The sequence below is a fragment of the Bacillus sp. RC252 genome, assembly GCF_044909215.1.
GTDB classification, from domain to species: Bacteria; Bacillota; Bacilli; order Bacillales; family Bacillaceae_G; genus Bacillus_A; species Bacillus_A mycoides.
The window spans coordinates 40,942-60,568 of sequence record NZ_JBIYDV010000018.1 but is presented as its reverse complement, the minus strand read 5'-3'; the positions used below and the strand labels follow the sequence as shown (position 1 = coordinate 60,568).

Genomic DNA, 19,627 nt, shown 5'->3' with positions numbered 1-19,627 from the left:
AATAAAAAAACGATTGCTTGGATCCTAAGAGGCAATCGTTTTTTTTTAGCTGTTTGTAATGACCAATTACAAACAGCTAAATATATTATTTAGTGTTATTTCTGTTTTTTTTCAGTAAAATTTTTTTGACTTGATACCATCTTTTTTTGTTCCATATCATAGTATATGAACTTATATGAACGATTTTTCAAATATATCTACCGTAACTTAATATATATCAACTAATCGAAAAATCTTAACTCTATTAAAATGAAACTACCTTTTCTTCCGCCACTTCCGCAATTTCTAAAATTTGTAGCAGGTTCTCCACTTCATAGATCGGCTTAACGCCTGCCGTATTTTCTTTCAGACTCGGATTATACCAACACGTATCAATACCGTAATCTTCTCCGCCTTTCATATCAGAAGTTAGCGAGTCTCCAACCATTAGTACACTTGATTTATCAGTAATCCCAAGCTTTTCAAACGCATAATCAAAAATCTCACGCACTGGTTTTTGATGGCCGACTTCTTCAGAAATAATAATATAATCAAAGAAGTTACATAAAGGCGAATTTCCAATTCTAGATTGTTGCACTTTTGTATATCCATTCGTAATGATACCTAACTTGCAGTCTTGAAGGTTCTCACATAATTGCACTGCACCATCTATAAGATGTACTTCTTTTCCTAAGTTTTCAAGGTATACGTCACTAAAATGCTGCGCGTCTACTTCTATATTATGAAGAGCAAATAATTGTCTAAATCGATCTACCGCTAATTCACTTAGCGTAATCATTTTATTCTCTAAATCTCTCCATAATCCATTACTAATCTCTTTATAACTTGCAAGATAATTATTATACCCTGTAGGCATGCCAAATTGTACAAACGCGTTATGTAATGCGTTTCTTTCTGTTTCAGGGAAATCTAATAATGTATCGTCTACGTCGAATAGTATTACTTTGTATTTCATGATGTTCGCCTCAATTCCTAATTTAAAAACTTCATTCTCATAGCTTAATTATAAGCTTATATATATTTCATTATAAAGTGCTTTAACCCGCTCTTTATAGAATACACCTTTATCTTCTATTTTCAAATGTGCTACAAATAAGTTTGCAAGCATGACTGCTGTATCTAACCTATAAAATAAACTAACAATATGCGGGGTAGCGTTAAAGATACTATCATTCTTATATCCCTCTTCAAATTCTTCCCAATCCACCTCATTCGTTTCAGCTATTCTCATAAGCTCCAATAACGGATGACCAATTAGAGCGTTATCCCAATCCACTATCGCTTTAATTTCTCCATTATATCCAATTAAATTGGCTGGTCGAATGTCCATATGCAATAAACTCTTTACATGATCAGCTGTACTAAGAATATGTTCAATTGTTTTTGTCTCTGGAAGTTTAATTCCACAGTTCGTAATTGTATTAAAACCTTCTATCCGTTTCACAATACGTTCCGCTATATACTTACTAATCGGCTCTCTAATGTTCTGCTCATATTGCAAACCATCGATTGGTATACTATGAAGCTCACTAACTAACTTCCCTATTTTACATGCAGAAATTGGCATATGATCAGTAGATACATAATCCGATATTAAAAAATCAAGTTCGGCAGAAAGATGCAATCCATGTATCTTTGGCACTGGAATACCTTTTGAATAACAAAACTTAGAAAGCTCTGTTTCCTTTTGCAATGAAATCCGACTATTAAATAAATCTTCATTTATATTTTCTACTTCTCTTTCCCACGGCACTCGAAAAGCTAAAGCTCCCTTTTCTGAATCTCCGCGAAAAACAATATTTTGCACTCCCGTTCCAATCACCTTTAAATCCTGAACAGCTAGTTCCTTATAATCTTGACTTAGTATTGTTGCTAGCTTTCCTCTTATCCCCTCTGCTTTTAAACGTGTATGAATCATTTTATCCCCCGATTCGTAAGTTCTTTTCATCCATTTTCTCCCCGGTGCACAACAATCCTCATAAACAAAATTATAGCAACAATAATAAAAGGAGCCTAATCCAATCAGCCTCCCTCCTCATTATTTATCCCGCATTAACGCCCGATTGGTGAAGGCTAATAATCAGTGGGGATGCCCCCCCACTGATTAAAGTTTCACTTTATCTTCTAGCAATAACACTTTCATTTCCTCTAACGATTCTTTCGTAAAGCCAAGAGCTTTTTCAGCGTATGCTTCCACTGATCCATATTGCTTTTTAACTTCATCAATCGCAGCTTGTAAATACTCAGCACGTGCTTCAAACATTGCACCTAATATTGCTCTACTTTCGTCGTTCTGTAATTTCGCACCTAAAAAGGCCATCATTTTTTCATTTAACTTTTCACGGAAACCGTTACTTAGTAAGTAGTCTTCCATTACTGTTTTTTCCGGTACACCTAGTAAAAGTAATAATAATGCTGAGCCAAATCCTGTACGGTCTTTTCCAGCTGTACAGTGGTTTACTAACGGTAAGTTTTCCGGGTTTTGCGCCAGTTTTAAGAAGCTCACGAATGCTTCATTACCACTTACGAAATCTTGATTCATTTTCACAAGATACTCGCCTGGTTTCCCTAACATAGAAAGGTCACCAACTTGGAAAAATTCATTTATATTCAAGTCTTTCGCCAAGTCTTGCATAACTGGTAAGCACACTTGACGAGCACCTGTAACACTTGGGTTCGGCTTATGCTTCACTTCAAAATCTGTACGGTAGTCACAAATTAATTTTAAGCTAGACTTCTGTAAATACTCGATATCCCATTCTGTTAATCCTGCTAATTCTTCAGAACGATACAATTTACCCCATTTTACTTTACGGCCTTCAGTCGTTTCATATCCTCCCATATCACGGAAGTTAAACGCACCTTGTAATGGTAATCTACGCTCAGCTACTGTCACTGCTTGTCCATTACTTCCTACTAACCTAAAATATGGACGCTCATTTTCACTCGGGTTTTCAATTGTACATGCTGAATCCCCACTTACTGTTACAAGTAATTCTCCATTTTCTTCAATATGATTTGGTGAAGTACTCCAATAAATACGAACTTCTTCTATATTATTTTCCCACTTTATATGTAACGTATTATCTTCATTTCGTTCTACAGTTGCTTGTAGCCAATTTCTTTGTTGCTTCATACTTTCACCAACGCTTTCTTCGTATAGTCTAATCCTTCTCTATTGTATTATAGGAACGCTTACTTTGTCGTTTCGATTTTTCTTTTTATCTTACAAACATGCAAAAAGTTCTTTTACTTGTTCATAAGTTGTACACGGATTCCCGCTAAATGAGTTCGAGAGAGTAAGCCATCCATCCTTCTAAAACCTTCTCACATATCGCTCAGTAGAGCTCAGCTGCTGACATCCGTTCTTTTCAAAGACATCCTTCATCCACTCGTTTTGTACATTTGTCTCGCCAATATAATAAGATGCGCCTATTTCTTTTAAGACAAACATTGCCCCTGTAAAGAATGCTGCTTCATACCCTTTATTTCGCATATTTGGAGCAACTGCGAAATACATAAGTTTTCCTTCTTCTAACGTACCTCTTTCAATATGCGGGATTACAATTCCTATTGGCTCTTCATCGATACTTGCTGTTAAACAATGTTCTTTCCATTGCCCACCTATTTCTTGTAGCATCGTATTTACAAATTGATCATAATCGATTTGTTCTCCCGTCACTTCATTCCACAGTGAATAAAAAGCGTCTTCGCCTATCTCTTCAATAAGCTTAAAATCAATATCACTTTCTATATCTTCCACTTCATATATATCCTTAAATACAATCATGTTTTCAGTAATATATTCAAATGAATACGTTTCGAAACATTTCTTATACACATCATAATTTGGGCTTTTTGAAGAAATCTCAAATTGCAATTCTTCTATTCCATCTTTTTCAGCTTCAGCAACGCAATATTGCATTATCTCTTCTAATTGCTCTTCTGTAAAAACCTCTGCATCATTTTCTTTTATCATTATAGAAGAAGCATTTCTTCTTATTTTAAAATGTTTTTCTAACTGTTCTATAGTCATCATATACTTCCCTCATCTATGTCATACTCGAATTTCTACTTGTTCTCCTTGCATGAGCAGGATTGTCCTTGAATATATAGAATACTAGAAAACATTGCATCTTTAAAGTGCGGAGGAGGTTCTCCATTGGATATTACAGCATTGCAACAACAGTTAGAGCTTATACAACAAAATGACTATACGCAACTGCAACATATAGATATTAATGAGTTAACGCTCAATATGCTTCAGTATATCGGAACAACTGATAGTTACGTTCGCTACCAACTTATATATAAATGTTTTGCACATTTCATTCATCATGAATTCCTTATGGATGATCAGTTGAAATTACTTCTACAAACTTGTTTAAGTGATGAGTATTTATATTGTGACATTCACTCCCCACTTACAGATGGGGTTTTCACACGTTCTTATACTGTTTCGTTACTTGCATTAATACTCCAATTCGCTAACTCGCACTACTTTTTTACAGAGGAGGATATCGAAGAAATAAAAAACAAACTCATTACATACACAAACTTAGAAATGGATTTTCGAGGCTATATTGAAAATAAAGGATGGGCTCATTGTCTTGCCCACGTATCTGATGCCTTTTCTGAAATTGTTCACAATTCCTATACGACCTTTGAATGGTACGAGGAATTAATTCATTGTTTATTAAATAAAATTTTCATCCCATCGGATCTTTTTCATAATAATGAAGATGAACGAATTGTTACACCGTTACTATCTATGCTATATCATGACTTTCCGCAAGATGAGTTAATTTCAATTATTTATAAAAAAATAAAAAGGCTTCCTCAAATTAGAAAACGTCTTTCCCTTAATGAGTATTGTATTTTATGCGCAAACATTAAAATCTTTTTACGCACATTATTTTTTAGAACAAAAGATGATCATAACTTAGCATTTACAGCACGTAAAACAGAAAAAATGTTAAAAGAACTGCCTAATTATTATTAAATATAAGGAGAAGAATTATGGGCTATATTGAAGACATGAGAAATCTAGTAGGAAATCATCCACTCATTTTAATCGGATCACACGCCATTATATTAAATGAGAAAAATGAAATATTACTGCAGCTCCGTACAGATTTTAATCGCTGGGGCATTATTGGTGGCTCCTTAGAATATAACGAAACGTTAGAAGACGCTTTACAACGAGAAGTATATGAAGAAACTGGACTTATCATTAAAAATCCAGAACTATTCCGTACATACTCAGGACCTGATTTCTTTCAAATCTATCCAAACGGCGATCAAGTACACGGTGTACTCGTTGTTTATATTTGCCGCGAATTCAATGGTGAACTTGTATGCGACCAAACGGAATCGAAAGAACTACGCTTCTTTCCGCTAGATGAGTTACCTAGTAATCTTCCTCCTGTTATTGAGAAGATTATTACTGACTTTCGGAAGTCGAATTGAACTATTAATATAGCCAAGATGGAATTCATCTTGACTATATTTTTATTTATTATCCTTATTTAACTCTTGTACAATATCCCTTTTTCCTATTTTATTAGCAAAAGGGATAAAAATAATAAGGACTATTCCGAACATCCCCGCTATTACCGTTACGATAAGTTTGAAATCAAAAAATAAAGGTGTACGATCTATTATACTTACCATATAGGTTAATAATATTCCTATAACAACCCCTAGTATGATTCCAATAAGTACATATAAATTAACTTGCGTCAAAATAATTTGTACAATACCCTTTTTATTAACTGTTATTGCTCGTAAAATAGCAAACTCTTTTCTTTTAGATTGAATATTATTTATAAGTGTATTACACACCCCTAATGTTACACTAAGCAAAATTACTACAATAACAACGATGAAGATGGACCACCTTTGCTGAAACATTAAATTAGATTGTTTTAACGATTGAGTATAACTATTTATTTTTAATTGTGGATATTGACCTTTCAATTTCTTTAATTGTTCCAACGTCTCTCTCTCATTATTTGAGCTAATAAATGCACGCTCAAAAACTGTATAATCTTGTTTATATGTTACATTACTCCAATCCATGAGTACCGAAGGAGAATTCGGTAGCTCGTTAACAATTAACCCAACTTCTACCTTACTAGTCGCTCTAACTTTTTGTTCCTGTTCTGAAAATAGACCTAATTGAACGATATCGCCTACATGAAGTTTATACCGTCCCGCTAACTCTTCTGTAACAATTATACTATTCTCCAAATTTGCAGGTACTTCTGGCAGTAATCCTTGCTTTTCCATTTCCTTTAAATCACCTAAATTATAGTCAAAAGTAATATAATTTTTACCTTGCTTTAATTCTGCCAGTGAGTTCGTACTAATTGTACTAGCTCCTTTTATACTACTTATTTCTTTAAATATATTTTGTATATGAGGTGAGGTAATGGTTAAATCATTATTCAAACGATTTTCCACAACAATATGTGTTGGAAATTCTCGTTTTAAATATCTTTCATTATTTTTCTGCATTGTTTTAAAAATAGTGGAACCAAAGACAACTATCACCATCATCGTACTTATCATTAAGATAACAAATGTATTTTTCCTTACTTGCGGAATTACATTTTTAATAGCAACAAATGTGTTCCTTCCAAATATTTTTTTCATCATAGGTAGGCATAATTCTAATATCGAAGAAAGATAAATAGGAAATAAAACATACACTCCTAAAACAAGAAATATAGATCCTATTACTATCACTATCGCCTGCATATCTCCAGTATTTGCTACAAATCCAACTAAAACAGTTAAAAATATGCTACTAATTAAAAGGAATTTCCCCATAATACTGCGTGTTTTTTTATTAGAAAAGTCGGATTCTTCATTTTCACGCATAAGCTTTACTGGCAATATTGTCGAACTTCTGTATGACGGATATAACATAAACAGTTCGATGAAAAAGATACTACAAATCATTGTTACAATTGCTATTTTAAAGTCAAAACTCATCGAATTAATTTGAAAATCAAATAAATGCTCTAGCCAACTTTGTAAAAAACGGGTACTTATTACAGCTAGTAACAAACCAAATATTCCACCAAAGAAATTAATTACACTACATTGAATAAATATAACTTTAAACATTTGTTTCGTTGTTGCTCCCATTGATCGCATAATAGCAAATTGGCTTTTATATTTATATAAAAACACTTCAAAATTAGACATTAATAATAACGAAGTAATAATAAGTATTAATACAGATAAAACAACTATAAAAATATGTAATGACGCTAAGTTACTTTTTAAAAACTCGTCTTCCTCCGCAATATCGATTCTTAATTCTTTGTCTATTTTATGAATTTGACTAGACAATGCTAGCACATCTGCATTCGCTTTTGCTTTTATCAACACATAAGTAGCCTCATTGTATTTACCCGTTTTTTCATATACGTGCTGTTTCACTGCACCTTCCGATAAAACAAGTATATCTGGAGCTGAACCTCCAGCTTCTATATCAGGTAAAACTTCTTTTACTACATAAGATTTATTTTCTATTTCAATCTTTTCTCCAACTTTTACTTGTAAAGTTTCCGCTAATCCATGATTTAATGTTACTTCCTCATTCGATAGATTTTTAGAGAAGTGATATCGACTTTTAGATAACGAATCATTTTGAACACCTACTGTATAAATAGCTGTATTCAATTTATTCACTTGCAAATGATTTACTAATACTTTTGACATGTATTCAATATTTTCTTGTTCCTTAATATTTTGTAGTAAAGATTTATCCATCAATTTATTTTGATCAGGGTTATATCCAACAGATAAATCCATATCTCCATATAATTTTTTAACTTCATTTATAACAGACTGTTTCGCATGGCTCGAAAATACAATCATCGTAACAATTAGAGAAACAGTCAACATAACGCTAACTATAGAGGAGATAGCAGTAAATTTATTCGTCTTAAAAAAGCGTAAACCTAATCCTCGTACTGATTTTATCATTTTGATTTCTCCATTAATCTTTTAAATTTATCTAAAATGATATTTATATCATTTACTCCATGAGAACACGTATAATCATCAACAACTTCTCCATCATGAAAGAAAAGAACCCGATCTGCATACGTAGCAATGTGAGGATCATGAGTAACAAGAATCATACTTTGATTGAATCTTTGTTTCATATCGACCAGTACTCGTAAAATATCATTAGACGTATTGAAATCTAAATTTCCCGTAGGCTCATCTGCAAGAACAATTGGAGGAGATGTTATTAACGCCCTACCAATTGCAACACGTTGTTGTTGCCCCCCAGAAAGCTGAACTGGTCGATGATTTCTCCAATTTACTAAACCAAGAACATCTAATATTTTATTTGTTTTTTCTCGTATCTCCTCTTCTGAATCAGCTGATAATATGAGGGGTAACGCAATATTCTCTTCTACAGATAAATCCTTTAATAAATGAAATGCCTGAAATATGAATCCTATGTTATCCCGCCTGTACTCCGTCGCATATGGTTCAACAAACATATTTTTAGGACCTTCACCATTTACATATACGACTCCCTCATCAGGCTTGTCTAAAGCACCAAGTATATTAAGTAATGTACTCTTCCCAGACCCACTCGTCCCCATTACGGCAAGAAGTTCTCCTTTATTTAACTCCAAAGATACATTTTGTAAGGCTCTAACATTTGTATCTACACTCTCATAAGTCTTACTTAAACCTTGAACTGCTAACACAATTTCACTCATCTTTATTCACCTCAACATTATTAAATGCTATTTCCTCCATTAGATTAACTTGAATTAAAATTTTTTCTTTTAGATTACTAGGTGGTATAATTTCTGTTCCTATTTGAAATAACAACATTTTTAATTCGAGAATTGCATCCATTTCTATCCCTCCCTTAATCTATATTGGTAACAAATTTAAATTTCGTTCGATTTTTTTATAAAAAAATAAGGGAACGCTTAACGTTCCCTCTCAAATCCAATCCGTTTTTTTATTTCTGCTAAATTTACCTTCGCGATTTCTCTTGCCCGCTCAGCACCTTTTTCTAACGCTTCGTATAATAAATTTGGCTCATTCATATACATCTCATATTTTTCCCGAGGTCCGGCTAATTCACGGTCTACAACGCGAAACAACTCTTTTTTCACATCGCCCCATCCAATGCCAGTTTCATACTTTTCACGCATTGACTGCATTTCATCTTCTGCCGCAAACTCTTTATAAATCATAAATAACGTTTCCAATTCTTTCGGTTCATTTGGAAGTGAAGAATCGGTTTTGATTTTAAATATTAACTTTCGTAGCTTTTCTTGCTCTGCAAATAACGGGATCACATTTCCGTAACTTTTACTCATTTTTCTTCCATCAAGACCAGGTAATATTGCACCTTCTTCTTGTATGACATACTCCGGAAGTGTAAATGTCGTGCCGAATGTATGATTAAAATACGTCGCAATATCACGCGCAATTTCAATATGCTGAATTTGATCTTTTCCAACTGGTACATGAGTAGCTTGAAATAGTAATATGTCAGCTGCCATTAAAATCGGATACGTATATAATCCCATATTCACACCTGCATCAATTTCTAATCCCGTTTCTTTATTTTGTTCTACCTTCGCCTTATAAGCATGGGCACGGTTCATAAGCCCTTTCGGAGTTAGACAAGCTAATATCCAAGCTAATTCTAGAATTTCCGGCACTTCCGTTTGTCGGTAAAAAATAACATCTTCTCCAAGCCCAAGTGATAACCAAGTAGCAGCTACCTCTTTCGTATAACTACTGAACTTCTCTGGATCATGCACTGCATTTAACGCATGATAATCAGCTATAAAGTACAATGCTTTTCCTTCATTATTTTTTGACATTTGCAATGCAGGTTTAATTGCACCAATATAATTTCCTAAATGCGGATAACCTGTCGGCTTAATTCGTGTTAACATAATTTTCTCGCTCATCCTAACTCCTCCTTTCTCAAAATAAAAAGAGCCCCTCATCCTAAAAAAAGGACGAGAGACTCCCGCGGTACCACCTTAATTAGCTATATTATAGCTCACTTCAACTTCTTAACGTGAAGTAACCGTCTTCGCCTACTCATTTCAGCTAGAAGCTCCAGAGCCCATTCCATATTCATCACTTACTGATTCCCACCAAATATCAGCTCTCTGAAAAGTTGTGAATATGTACTCTTCTCTTTCATTGCTTTTTAGTTATTTTTTACAGTTTATCACATTACCTTTCCAATTAAACCCTAATTTTCTGTTTTATATAGCAGGAATTTTCACCTTGATTGTCTAATAATATATAGGTTTGCAGAAATACTCGAAACAACTTTGGAGGTTTTTTCATGGTAAAATATATATCCATTTTAGGTTCAACAGGATCCATTGGCACATCTGCATTAGATGTCGTTTCCGCTCATCCTGAACATTTTAAAATCGTCGGTTTAACCGCAAATTATAATATCGATCTTCTCGAAAAGCAAATCGAATCGTTTCAGCCTCGTATTGTAAGCGTAGCGACAAAAGAATTAGCGGACACATTACGTTCTCGTATTTCAACAAATACAAAAATTACATATGGAACTGATGGTTTAATTGAAGTATCTACCCATCCTGATACAAATCTTGTATTAAGTTCAGTTGTCGGTGTTTCAGGTTTACTCCCAACAATTGAAGCATTAAAGGCGAAGAAAGATATCGCTATCGCTAACAAAGAAACTTTAGTTGCAGCTGGACATATCGTCACCGAACTAGCGAAACAAAACGGATGCCGCCTAATTCCAGTTGATAGTGAACATTCAGCCATTTTCCAATGTTTAAATGGGGAAAATAATAAGGAAATCGAAAAATTAATTGTTACAGCTTCTGGCGGCGCTTTTCGTGATAAAACACGTGAAGAAATGAAAATATTACAAGCGAAGGATGCTTTAAAACACCCAAACTGGTTAATGGGCGCAAAACTAACGATAGATTCTGCCACGTTAATGAATAAAGGGTTTGAAGTGATGGAAGCTAAGTGGCTATTCGATATTCCTTATGAAAAAATTGATGTTATGATTCATAAAGAAAGTATCATTCACTCTTTAGTGGAATTTATTGATGGATCAGTCATGGCACAGCTCGGTGCTCCTGATATGAGAATGCCGATTCAATATGCGTTTCACTACCCTACTCGACTACCTTCATCCTATGAAAAATTAAATTTATTAGAAATTGGTAGTTTGCATTTTGAAAAACCAAATTTAGAGAAGTTCCCCTGTCTACAATATGCATTTGAATGTGGAAAAATTGGCGGTACAACTCCAGCCGTATTAAATGCAGCGAACGAAATTGCAAATGCACTATTTCTTAAAAATGAAATTGCATTTTTCGATATCGAAAAAACAATTTACAATACAGTTGAAGCTCATCATAACGTAAAAGATCCTTCACTCGATGCTATATTAGAAGCTGATCAATGGGCACGCCAATACGCAAATCAATTATTAATAAAAAAGAGCTAAAACAGGTTTCTCTGTTTTAGCTCTTTTTTTTACGTATTCAACTTCACAAATCTATAACCATGTGTAACTAACACTTTTAATATCGCATACCCTGGAATTGCTAAAACTATCCCCATAATACCGAATAAGTTTCCAGCAGTTAAAATGATAAATATAATTGTAATCGGATGGATATCTAGCTTTTTCCCCATTACTTGCGGGGAGATAAACTTACCTTCTGCTAATTGCACAACCATCATAACTATAATTACCTTTAAAACCATTCCTGGCGAGTCAATAAATGCGATAATTAACGCTGGAGTTATTGCGATAACTGGGCCTACGTACGGAACGATATTTACAATCATCGCTAAAATAGCAAGTAATACCGCATATTTAATACCAATAATAAGGTAACCAATTAATAGCATGATACCGATAAACAAGCTAACGATAATTTGTCCTCTTATATACGAACTAATCGCATAATGCATATCATCTAGTATTCTCTTTGCTGCCGGTTGTCTTTGCTCTGAAATAAACTTCAAAAAGTGATTCGGTAATTGCTCACCATCTTTTAAAAGATAGAACAATATAAACGGAACCATGACAAATGTTAAAACAACTTCTGTAAGTGTACTTAAAAATCCAGTTACATTTCCAGTTACTGATGATAATGACTTTGTAAAATCAACTGTGTAGTCTTTTACTATATTCGCTACATCAATATTTAAATTCTCCTGAATTTTACCGAGTAAATTACTTTCCCCAAATCTACGTGCTGCTCGTTCGATTTCATGACCGAAATACGGTAAGTTATCTATTAATGCATCAATTTGATCTTTAATAATAGGGATAACCGTTACAACTAAAAACACAAATAATCCTAGTACTATTAAATATATCGAGGCTATCGATACGATTCTTGAAACACCTTTCTTTTCTAAAAGTGAAACGAATGGGTGCAAGATATAAAATAGTACTCCAGCTAATAATACCGGGAAGAAGATTGTTTTTAAAAAGACGATAAACGGAGTAAAAACAAAAGAAATTTTTGTTAGCAATAATATGTTAATGAACAATAATGCAAATCCAAGTAACACTGCTAAATAATTTTGTTCTCTAAAAAACTTTTTTAACTTGTCTCTTTTTCTTATATTTACTTTCTCCAATGAAATCACCTCTTTGAATGATGAAAAGCCCTTCCTCAGGGCTTTTCATCATTATCTATATCTTTATTTCCTTGCAGCTTTCACTACAAATGATACAATAAGAATTAATACGATTGCTCCTAATAATGCTGGCACGACATGAATCCCACCAAATGATGGCCCAAAAGATCCAAATAATCTACTACCTAACGAAGCACCTAATAAACCTGCGATAATATTTCCGAACATACCACCTGGGAAATTTTTACCCGTTATAGAACTAGCAATTGCACCTATAATAGCACCAACTATTAATGTGATAATCCATCCCATTTCTAGTCCTCCATTTCTATTATAGTTTGTATGATCAAATACAAGAGTAGCAAAACTCTTATATAAGATTTCAAATTCGTTTACACTAACCATATCCTACTATAGAAATAAACGTAAGAATAATATATGTATGGAGATACATATATTATATGCAAAAAAGAAAAATATTGTCAAACTTACCCAAAAATCAATTATGTTAATATACCATATTCAAAGGAGGCTTCCTTATCTATGATTCATAAGTTACTTTCCAGTTCTCATGAGGTAGCAGTATCTATTTTACAAGTTCAAATTCCAGCTTATAAAGTTGAAGCAGACTACTTAAATAGTACTGCCATACCCCGTTTATATGATACTGTAAACGATATTCAAAGTTGCGCTGAAACATTCTATGGATATTTTTCTGAAAATAGACTTGTCGGTTTTATTTCTTTTGTACAAGAAGAACAACTAATGGATATCCACAGGCTAGTTGTATCGCCCGATTTTTTTCAAAAAGGAATTGCAACGAAACTCCTAAGTTATATATTTAACATGTTCCCTTCTTCCATGACATACATTGTACAAACGGGTAAAGCGAATACCCCTGCTATTGCATTATATAAAAAACACGGATTCATTGAAGTAACAAATACAGAACTCCCTGATGGTCTAGTTCTTACAAAACTTAAAAAACAGAAAAAATAAAACAGTTTGACTTATCTGTTTATTTATGTTATTTTTTACTTTATAAAATCTTTTGCTGAGTCCAAATTTTGGAGCGGGGGAACCATTTTTGTAGCAATGCTACTTGGGGCGAATCTTTTTTAAGTAGGGGAACTCTCACTTCCCGAGTCCGACAGCTAACCTCGTAAGCGTAATGGGAGAGGAAGGTGCTTTTTGCCTATGTTACACAGTATGCCTCCTTAACTATAAAATGTGGAATCGATATCATTTTATAGACCTATATTTATAGAAAAGGAGAGATGTATTATGTTACGTTTATCTGATCACGCAATAAAAATGATGGAGCAAAGACTTCGACTCGAACAACATCGCACATATCAAGCAAATAAAGTTGTAGATAACTTACATCACAAATACTTTTTCCAACATATTTTTCAACCAAAAAGATAAAGAAATTGTTCATTTAACATCCAAAACACAAGGTGTGTCTAAAAAGACATCCCTTGTGTTTTTATATTTCCTGTGCTTTTTATAATATCCTCACTACATTTAAACTTGCCGTAATTGTCCCTGCTATAGTGGTCACATGCCCAACAGCTAATGGGCCATTTTGTAATACAAACGTTGAATTTGCACTCGCTACATTCACAAGAAGTGTATTTGAAATGGCTGGCTCTAGTACTACAGTTGATGTCGTTACATTTTGTATAAAACTCCCTGTTACTTGTGTTCCATTTAATAGTAATCTTACAGATGCTACTTCATTCCCACCATTTGCACCTCCTTGAAAATAGTAGCTTACTAAATAGATTCCTGGCGTCGATACTGTAACAGTTGTAGCACTAGTTAAAGATACGCCAGCTCCATATACAGTTGATCCCGAATTAATTGGAATGTTGGCATTTGCCGCAATTGTGCTTGTTGATGTAGAAAAGAAGTACCCACCACCTGTTGATATAGCAGATGATCCAGTTGCTCCAGTTATCCCTTGTATTCCTTGGATTCCAGTCGGTCCAGTTGCACCAGTCACTCCCGTCGGACCGGTTGCTCCTGTTGATCCGCTCACCCCTTGTGGACCTTGGATTCCTTGGATTCCTTGAGGACCGGTTGCTCCTGTTGGACCAGTTATCCCTTGTGGACCTTGGATTCCTTGGGGGCCTTGAAGACCCGTTTCTCCCGCCTGGCCGGTTGCTCCGGTTGGACCGGTTACTCCTTGTGGACCTTGAATTCCTTGTGGACCTTAAGGACCAGTTGCTCCCGTCGGACCGGTTTGACCTGTTGAACCACTATTACCAGTAGGACCCGTTTCTCCTATAAGCGGAAGAGGCAGTGCCACTCCAAATTTTTTGCACTTTCTATGATGACGCACAACAATCCCCCTTCCCCAAAATAATTACACCTTTTATATGAAATGCATTTTCATATGAAAAGTACACATCTGACCTCAATTTTTAAAAAATAAAGAAGCCTATCATTTCATCTGTTTGAAATGATAGGCTTCTTTTTATAAAACACTTTACTTTCTCACCTTAATAATAAAAGTAGTTGGCACTATTCTAGCTTTATATAAAGAATAATATTTCGTAGAAGGTTCAGCTATTTCTTCATCAAATGCACGAGACGGTTCAGGCTCTTCTATTCTCTCAATTGTAAATCCCGCTCTATTTAACTCATTTATGTATGTACTTATTTTTCTCTTATATAATGTCGCTTGCACATTTTCTCCTTTAAATGTTTCAAACGTAATAGGCGTTTCCTCATGATAAGAAGACTTTAAAGCAATTTCTTCTGTACCATACTGTAAGTTTGAATATACGGGATGCTCCCAGCTAAAAATAAAACTTCCTCCTGGCTTTAAGTATGAATAAATCAATTCCAACGTTTTTCCTAAATCTGAAGTCCAACCTAATGCATAAATGGAATATGCAATATCAAAATACCCTTTCGGAATATCTCCTTCTTCTTCCATTGCTCCGCATATTAACTTTGGATTCCAACTCTTTAACGTTTCTTTCGCTGTTTTAATTTGTTCACTTGAAAGATCAAGACCCCATACTTCCTCTGCCCCATGTTCTGCCATATATTGCAACGAATGCCCACTTCCACATCCAATATCAAGAACCTTTTTATTTCTGATTGAATCAAACAAATGAATCTCATCTTCAGACGCTGTATACGGACCATATTCCGGTAAACAATCCACTTGAAAGAAATAAGGTGCAACTGTATCCCAACACTTTTTATTTAAAGCTAACATTTGTGTACCTTTCATATTCTACATCCCCCCATCCAATTTTCTTCCCCTAATATAAATTACACATTATAACTTGATCTCCCTTTTCTTTTCGCTCGGTAGTTTTTCACTTTTGCGATCGTTCCGCACGCTCTTCCTCCTTCTTCTCCAGCATACATACCGCACCATCTTTTACTTCCATTACGCGAATGATCATAAAAGACCCAGTGGCAATCCGGACATGCTTTTAACCTTCCCCACAAATTTTCTTGAATCGCTATTAAAACAACGCTTAATATTTTTGTATACACATTCTCTTCGTGTATTGGTTCATATGTAATACCTTTCATATCTTCCTTTACATGTACTTGAAATGGGTATTTTTCTAACCACTTTTGCAACGATCCTTCCCCTTCAATTGTTAGCCGAATGTCTTCTCGAAAACGTTTCAATTCATCTATCGTATGAAAAAGAAACTCTTTATGAAAATGTTTTTTCATAAATTGCTTTATATCACCTTCTGTTTGCAACAAATCAATTGGCTCTCTCGTATCATTTGGTATTCTCCATGTATTTAAAAATCCCCGAATATATTCTAATTCATTTGGTGCGTTCTGATTCAATTCCATTCACCTTTTTCTTAAAATTTACTTTTTTCTAACTTTATGTATAATTATAATATAAAATCGTTAACCACTAATTAATTTTACTGGTTACAAAATTAGGAGGAGTTCTATGAAAATTTTCTCAATACCGATACGTTTCATGCTTATTGCTTCATTTTTCATGTCTTTTGGTTATTTTGCGGTATATGCCTTTTTAGCTATTTATCTATTAAATTTTCTCCACTTTTCAGCGATGCAAGTAGGAACAGTTTTAACAGTTATGACAATCACATCTCGAATTATCCCTTTATTCTCAGGGCTAATCGCGGATAAAACAGGTTATATCATTATGATGATAGCCGGATTATTTTTAAGAGGAATCGGATTTATAGCCTTAGGAATATGCTCTGATTTCTATACAATTTCTATTTCTTCCGCACTTATCGGTTTTGGGACTGCATTTTATGAACCTGCTGCTCGCGCCATATTCGGCTCACAACCAGCTCATATGAGAAAAAGTTTATTTACATACTTAAACCTTAGTTTTAATTGCGGTGCGATAATCGGACCAATTGCAGGAGGTTTCTTACTCTTACTCAATCCGATATATGCTTTCTCTCTAACAGGATCTCTTATGCTGTTATTCTCTCTTATCTTTTACTTGCTTAAAAATCACTTCCAAGTCTCTACTGAAAACACGTCTATTACATTAGGAATACAGGCAATCTTTCAAAATAAAACCTTTCTTTTATTTTCATTTATTATGATTTTCTTCTACATTATGTTTACTCAGCTTACTGTCGCACTTCCACTTCATATGAAAAACATTAGTCATAGCAACCAGCTCGCTACACTAGTTATTACGATAAATGCAATAACAGGCGTCATATTTATGGTATTATTCCGGAAACTCTTTCATAAATACAACACACTTTCTATTATTAAATACGGTGTTTTATTAATGGGTATTTCCTTTTTACTCATTCCTTTATTCCAACATCCATATTGGCTATTTATTTGTGTAATTTTATTTACAATCGGTGAAACGCTCGTATTACCTAACGCTGATATCGCTATTGCAAATTACAGTAACGAATCGTATACAGCTACTTATTTCGGATTTTATCAACTATCACTCGCATTTGGTTTTATCGTTGGTAATTATACCGGTACATCGTTTACATCGAACTTAAACGGAATGTATGCACCTTGGCTTATTTTCGGTACATTTGGACTTATCGGCTTTATTGCATTACATATTTTAAATACTAAAAAACTTATTTCTAAAGAACATGAATCCCTATGTAAAGATACAAAACACCTTTAAAAAATTACAATTTTCAAGAATTAGGAAATGCGAATTTACAATAATAAACGTATCTTTCAATACGATAAAAAACATAAAATCCTGAAGCTATCCCTTAAAGTAAATATACACCTGTTACATTTTACATATTATGGTATAATATTGTCAGATTAATAGCTATTTATCTCTGTTCCACACTATCGGTCTAGGAATGACAAATCAAAAGGTTTTTAAATTAGGGGGGATCTTGTGAAAAAGATAAAAGGATTTAGCCTTCTTCTATTCATCCTAATCACATTATACGGATGTTCAACTATAGTAGAACAGTCTTTAGAAACTGGAAACGGCAGTATTGAATTATTAACACCCACGATTACAACAAAAGATAATAAATTAGAAATTAAGACCGAGGGCATTGATGAAAATAAAGTGACTTTTATTTATGTAGCCAATAAAAAAGTATTGGAACAAAAAATAAATAATGGTGAATCCTACAGACTTAACATTAAAGATATCGAACACGCTCATAGGACGGACTACAAGCCAAGAGTTCAACTTTTGCAAACGAAAGATGATAACGAAGATGGAGACATGGCAACCTTTAAACAAGTTAGATATACAGTTGAAAAAAATTAATTTTATAATTATTTCATTTAAATGTAACGAACGCAAATATACTTTTAACAGAGGGTAAATATAAGAGGTGCTAATATGAAAAGACGATGGATTTTTTGGTGGATTGGTAACATATTTTGTATTACCATTTTTGGGATATTGGCAGCTATCATTTGGCTAAGAGAGGTTGATGGTACTGGTGTTACTCAAACACCCGAGCTGAAATTAGTAGCATTTATCGTTTTATTAATTGCATTTATATTACCGATAATTATTCAAGCTATATGGCTAATTGTTAATTTGAGAAAGAGCAATAAAAAATAATCATACATAACTTTAAATTTTTTTAGAATTATACGAGAAATTATTTTTTAAAAAAAGAGAGGAATCTTTTTTAAAATAGATTCCTCTCTTTTACATTTTCGTATTCATATAGGATTATGGTTATAAACTTATTTTAAGCCATACTACTCCCTTTTTCTTACGATGCATGTTCATCTTTCTTCTTCTTCAACAACGCTCTCTTCTTCATCGCCTTCGTTAAGTATCCACCTTTAAACGAACGAATTTCATAAGAAGACATAAACGCTTTCGGTGCGATTTCATTAATAATTTCCAAAAGTTCTTTCTCTCTAGAGCGCTTTGCAACGATATCTAAGCGATAACGTATAGAATTTATTCCTTCACCTTCAAATACCGTAACACCGAATCCAGAGTGACGTAATTCATCTACTAATTCATTACAACGGTCTAGTAAACTAACTTGATACGTAATATAACCAATTGCTAATTTATTCTCTATATAACCGCCTAATAAAAGTCCCGTACTAAAGCCAATGACATAGGCAACGATGTTCATCCAATTTGATAAATCTTGAAACACAATACCTAAACTGACAATGTAAATAGCTCCTTCTAACAATCCAACACCAGCAGCGGATCTTGTTTGATTCTTTACAAGCAAAATCGTACGGATTGTTAAAATTGGAACATAAATAATTTGAAGCACAAAAATAAGTAACGCTTGTAACATTGGTATCCACCTCTTTCAAAAAGTCTTTTGTCATGATAACATACATAAGCTTTAGAAATCGATGGGTTTTTAAATTTTTTTTAATTTTTTTTCATACTATTGAAATGCCTCAAAAATAAGCGTATTATGTTTGGCGTAAATTCGATAAGTACCAGTAATTCACTCGTATTATATCATTTATTTTT

21 protein-coding genes, 1 pseudogene, 1 riboswitch and 1 other annotated feature are annotated in these 19,627 nt (G+C 33.7%); of the genes and pseudogenes, 8 read left to right on the top strand and 14 right to left on the bottom strand.

Annotated elements, in window-relative coordinates; translation table 11 throughout:
* Positions 1 to 244: 244 nt before the first annotated feature.
* The 4 genes from ABH960_RS22575 to ABH960_RS22560 form a co-directional block, all read right to left on the bottom strand.
* Positions 245 to 955: a YjjG family noncanonical pyrimidine nucleotidase gene (locus tag ABH960_RS22575; protein ID WP_404448536.1), complete on the bottom strand. Its 711-nt coding sequence runs from the start codon at positions 953 to 955 to the stop codon at positions 245 to 247.
* A gap of 48 nt (positions 956 to 1,003) precedes the next feature.
* Positions 1,004 to 1,948, bottom strand: coding sequence for a phosphotransferase family protein (locus tag ABH960_RS22570; protein ID WP_002137327.1), 945 nt, complete (start codon positions 1,946 to 1,948; stop codon positions 1,004 to 1,006).
* A 156-nt stretch (positions 1,949 to 2,104) separates the two neighbouring features.
* On the bottom strand, positions 2,105 to 3,136 hold the full coding sequence (locus ABH960_RS22565) for a tyrosine-protein phosphatase (protein ID WP_002128296.1): 1,032 nt from the start codon (positions 3,134 to 3,136) through the stop codon (positions 2,105 to 2,107).
* Positions 3,137 to 3,316: 180 nt separating this feature from the next.
* Complete coding sequence (locus ABH960_RS22560) at positions 3,317 to 4,039, bottom strand: GNAT family N-acetyltransferase (protein WP_404448533.1); 723 nt, start codon at positions 4,037 to 4,039, stop codon at positions 3,317 to 3,319.
* Positions 4,040 to 4,162: 123 nt separating this feature from the next.
* Between ABH960_RS22560 and ABH960_RS22555 the strand changes: the two genes are divergently transcribed.
* Positions 4,163 to 5,002 (top strand): DUF2785 domain-containing protein, encoded by an 840-nt coding sequence (locus tag ABH960_RS22555; protein ID WP_002013997.1) that lies wholly within the window; start codon positions 4,163 to 4,165, stop codon positions 5,000 to 5,002.
* Positions 5,003 to 5,019: 17 nt separating this feature from the next.
* Positions 5,020 to 5,469, top strand: a complete 450-nt coding sequence (locus ABH960_RS22550; RefSeq protein ID WP_404448531.1) for an NUDIX hydrolase — start codon at positions 5,020 to 5,022, stop codon at positions 5,467 to 5,469.
* 42 nt (positions 5,470 to 5,511) lie between these two features.
* On the opposite strand, the gene ABH960_RS22545 is transcribed toward ABH960_RS22550, so the two are convergent.
* The 4 genes from ABH960_RS22545 to ABH960_RS22530 all read right to left on the bottom strand — a co-directional run bounded on the left by ABH960_RS22545 (position 5,512) and on the right by ABH960_RS22530 (position 10,013).
* Entirely contained in the window at positions 5,512 to 8,001 is a 2,490-nt protein-coding gene (locus ABH960_RS22545; protein ID WP_404448529.1) for an FtsX-like permease family protein, read from the bottom strand.
* A complete protein-coding gene (locus ABH960_RS22540; protein ID WP_016100977.1) occupies positions 7,998 to 8,756 on the bottom strand; it encodes an ABC transporter ATP-binding protein in 759 nt (252 codons plus the stop codon). Before ABH960_RS22540 ends, ABH960_RS22545 begins: the two co-directional genes overlap by 4 nt.
* Positions 8,749 to 8,898 (bottom strand): hypothetical protein, encoded by a 150-nt coding sequence (locus ABH960_RS22535; protein WP_002014003.1) that lies wholly within the window; start codon positions 8,896 to 8,898, stop codon positions 8,749 to 8,751. Before ABH960_RS22535 ends, ABH960_RS22540 begins: the two co-directional genes overlap by 8 nt.
* Positions 8,899 to 8,975: 77 nt before the next feature.
* Positions 8,976 to 10,013 carry a tryptophan--tRNA ligase gene (locus tag ABH960_RS22530; protein ID WP_404448526.1) on the bottom strand — a complete coding sequence of 346 codons (1,038 nt, stop codon included), beginning with the start codon at positions 10,011 to 10,013 and terminating at the stop codon, positions 8,976 to 8,978.
* Positions 10,014 to 10,018: 5 nt separating this feature from the next.
* Positions 10,019 to 10,225: a binding site (T-box leader), on the bottom strand.
* 138 nt (positions 10,226 to 10,363) lie between these two features.
* Here ABH960_RS22530 and ABH960_RS22525 point away from each other — a divergent pair.
* Entirely contained in the window at positions 10,364 to 11,521 is a 1,158-nt protein-coding gene (locus ABH960_RS22525) for a 1-deoxy-D-xylulose-5-phosphate reductoisomerase (protein ID WP_404448524.1), read from the top strand.
* 29 nt (positions 11,522 to 11,550) lie between these two features.
* On the opposite strand, the gene ABH960_RS22520 is transcribed toward ABH960_RS22525, so the two are convergent.
* Both ABH960_RS22520 and ABH960_RS22515 read right to left on the bottom strand, forming a co-directional pair.
* The gene (locus ABH960_RS22520; RefSeq protein WP_078176821.1) at positions 11,551 to 12,672 is read right to left on the bottom strand and encodes an AI-2E family transporter; all 1,122 of its coding nucleotides are present in this window, start codon (positions 12,670 to 12,672) and stop codon (positions 11,551 to 11,553) included.
* Positions 12,673 to 12,735: 63 nt separating this feature from the next.
* Positions 12,736 to 12,984, bottom strand: coding sequence for a GlsB/YeaQ/YmgE family stress response membrane protein (locus ABH960_RS22515; RefSeq protein WP_000539737.1), 249 nt, complete (start codon positions 12,982 to 12,984; stop codon positions 12,736 to 12,738).
* 231 nt (positions 12,985 to 13,215) lie between these two features.
* Between ABH960_RS22515 and ABH960_RS22510 the strand changes: the two genes are divergently transcribed.
* Together ABH960_RS22510 and ABH960_RS22505 are read left to right on the top strand one after the other, a co-directional pair.
* A complete protein-coding gene (locus ABH960_RS22510; protein WP_404448521.1) occupies positions 13,216 to 13,671 on the top strand; it encodes a GNAT family N-acetyltransferase in 456 nt (151 codons plus the stop codon).
* 43 nt (positions 13,672 to 13,714) lie between these two features.
* Positions 13,715 to 13,857, top strand: a riboswitch (cyclic di-AMP (ydaO/yuaA leader).
* A 99-nt stretch (positions 13,858 to 13,956) separates the two neighbouring features.
* Complete coding sequence (locus tag ABH960_RS22505) at positions 13,957 to 14,100, top strand: hypothetical protein (RefSeq protein ID WP_000945246.1); 144 nt, start codon at positions 13,957 to 13,959, stop codon at positions 14,098 to 14,100.
* Between the two features lie 79 nt (positions 14,101 to 14,179).
* Here the strand turns inward: ABH960_RS22505 and ABH960_RS22500 are convergent.
* From ABH960_RS22500 to ABH960_RS22490, 3 genes and pseudogenes are all read right to left on the bottom strand, one after another.
* Positions 14,180 to 14,989, bottom strand: a pseudogene (locus ABH960_RS22500) (collagen-like protein); the annotation flags it as partial.
* A 177-nt stretch (positions 14,990 to 15,166) separates the two neighbouring features.
* Complete coding sequence (locus ABH960_RS22495) at positions 15,167 to 15,922, bottom strand: class I SAM-dependent methyltransferase (RefSeq protein WP_404448519.1); 756 nt, start codon at positions 15,920 to 15,922, stop codon at positions 15,167 to 15,169.
* A 41-nt stretch (positions 15,923 to 15,963) separates the two neighbouring features.
* On the bottom strand, positions 15,964 to 16,506 hold the full coding sequence (locus ABH960_RS22490) for a CGNR zinc finger domain-containing protein (RefSeq protein ID WP_078176842.1): 543 nt from the start codon (positions 16,504 to 16,506) through the stop codon (positions 15,964 to 15,966).
* A 112-nt stretch (positions 16,507 to 16,618) separates the two neighbouring features.
* Here ABH960_RS22490 and ABH960_RS22485 point away from each other — a divergent pair, with 112 nt between their 5' ends.
* The 3 genes from ABH960_RS22485 (at position 16,619) to ABH960_RS22475 (ending at position 18,733) form a co-directional block, all read left to right on the top strand.
* The gene (locus tag ABH960_RS22485; RefSeq protein ID WP_404448517.1) at positions 16,619 to 17,815 is read left to right on the top strand and encodes an MDR family MFS transporter; all 1,197 of its coding nucleotides are present in this window, start codon (positions 16,619 to 16,621) and stop codon (positions 17,813 to 17,815) included.
* 228 nt (positions 17,816 to 18,043) lie between these two features.
* Positions 18,044 to 18,430: a hypothetical protein gene (locus ABH960_RS22480; protein ID WP_404448515.1), complete on the top strand. Its 387-nt coding sequence runs from the start codon at positions 18,044 to 18,046 to the stop codon at positions 18,428 to 18,430.
* 75 nt (positions 18,431 to 18,505) lie between these two features.
* Positions 18,506 to 18,733 carry a DUF3923 family protein gene (locus tag ABH960_RS22475; protein ID WP_404448513.1) on the top strand — a complete coding sequence of 76 codons (228 nt, stop codon included), beginning with the start codon at positions 18,506 to 18,508 and terminating at the stop codon, positions 18,731 to 18,733.
* 157 nt (positions 18,734 to 18,890) lie between these two features.
* On the opposite strand, the gene ABH960_RS22470 is transcribed toward ABH960_RS22475, so the two are convergent.
* The gene (locus tag ABH960_RS22470) at positions 18,891 to 19,442 is read right to left on the bottom strand and encodes a DUF2179 domain-containing protein (protein WP_002190204.1); all 552 of its coding nucleotides are present in this window, start codon (positions 19,440 to 19,442) and stop codon (positions 18,891 to 18,893) included.
* Positions 19,443 to 19,627 lie beyond the last annotated feature (185 nt).

Excerpts from the sequence above, each read along its gene's own strand:
- ABH960_RS22575 (WP_404448536.1), bottom strand. The coding sequence starts at position 955 with ATGAAATACAAAGTAATACTATTCGACGTAGACGATACATTATTAGAT.
- ABH960_RS22570 (WP_002137327.1), bottom strand. The coding sequence starts at position 1,948 with ATGAAAAGAACTTACGAATCGGGGGATAAAATGATTCATACACGTTTA.
- ABH960_RS22565 (WP_002128296.1), bottom strand. The coding sequence starts at position 3,136 with ATGAAGCAACAAAGAAATTGGCTACAAGCAACTGTAGAACGAAATGAA.
- ABH960_RS22560 (WP_404448533.1), bottom strand. The coding sequence starts at position 4,039 with ATGATGACTATAGAACAGTTAGAAAAACATTTTAAAATAAGAAGAAAT.
- ABH960_RS22550 (WP_404448531.1), top strand. The coding sequence starts at position 5,020 with ATGGGCTATATTGAAGACATGAGAAATCTAGTAGGAAATCATCCACTC.
- ABH960_RS22545 (WP_404448529.1), bottom strand. The coding sequence starts at position 8,001 with ATGATAAAATCAGTACGAGGATTAGGTTTACGCTTTTTTAAGACGAAT.
- ABH960_RS22540 (WP_016100977.1), bottom strand. The coding sequence starts at position 8,756 with ATGAGTGAAATTGTGTTAGCAGTTCAAGGTTTAAGTAAGACTTATGAG.
- ABH960_RS22535 (WP_002014003.1), bottom strand. The coding sequence starts at position 8,898 with ATGGATGCAATTCTCGAATTAAAAATGTTGTTATTTCAAATAGGAACA.
- ABH960_RS22530 (WP_404448526.1), bottom strand. The coding sequence starts at position 10,013 with ATGAGGGGCTCTTTTTATTTTGAGAAAGGAGGAGTTAGGATGAGCGAG.
- ABH960_RS22525 (WP_404448524.1), top strand. The coding sequence starts at position 10,364 with ATGGTAAAATATATATCCATTTTAGGTTCAACAGGATCCATTGGCACA.
- ABH960_RS22515 (WP_000539737.1), bottom strand. The coding sequence starts at position 12,984 with ATGGGATGGATTATCACATTAATAGTTGGTGCTATTATAGGTGCAATT.
- ABH960_RS22510 (WP_404448521.1), top strand. The coding sequence starts at position 13,216 with ATGATTCATAAGTTACTTTCCAGTTCTCATGAGGTAGCAGTATCTATT.
- ABH960_RS22505 (WP_000945246.1), top strand. The coding sequence starts at position 13,957 with ATGTTACGTTTATCTGATCACGCAATAAAAATGATGGAGCAAAGACTT.
- ABH960_RS22495 (WP_404448519.1), bottom strand. The coding sequence starts at position 15,922 with ATGAAAGGTACACAAATGTTAGCTTTAAATAAAAAGTGTTGGGATACA.
- ABH960_RS22485 (WP_404448517.1), top strand. The coding sequence starts at position 16,619 with ATGAAAATTTTCTCAATACCGATACGTTTCATGCTTATTGCTTCATTT.
- ABH960_RS22475 (WP_404448513.1), top strand. The coding sequence starts at position 18,506 with ATGAAAAGACGATGGATTTTTTGGTGGATTGGTAACATATTTTGTATT.
- ABH960_RS22470 (WP_002190204.1), bottom strand. The coding sequence starts at position 19,442 with ATGTTACAAGCGTTACTTATTTTTGTGCTTCAAATTATTTATGTTCCA.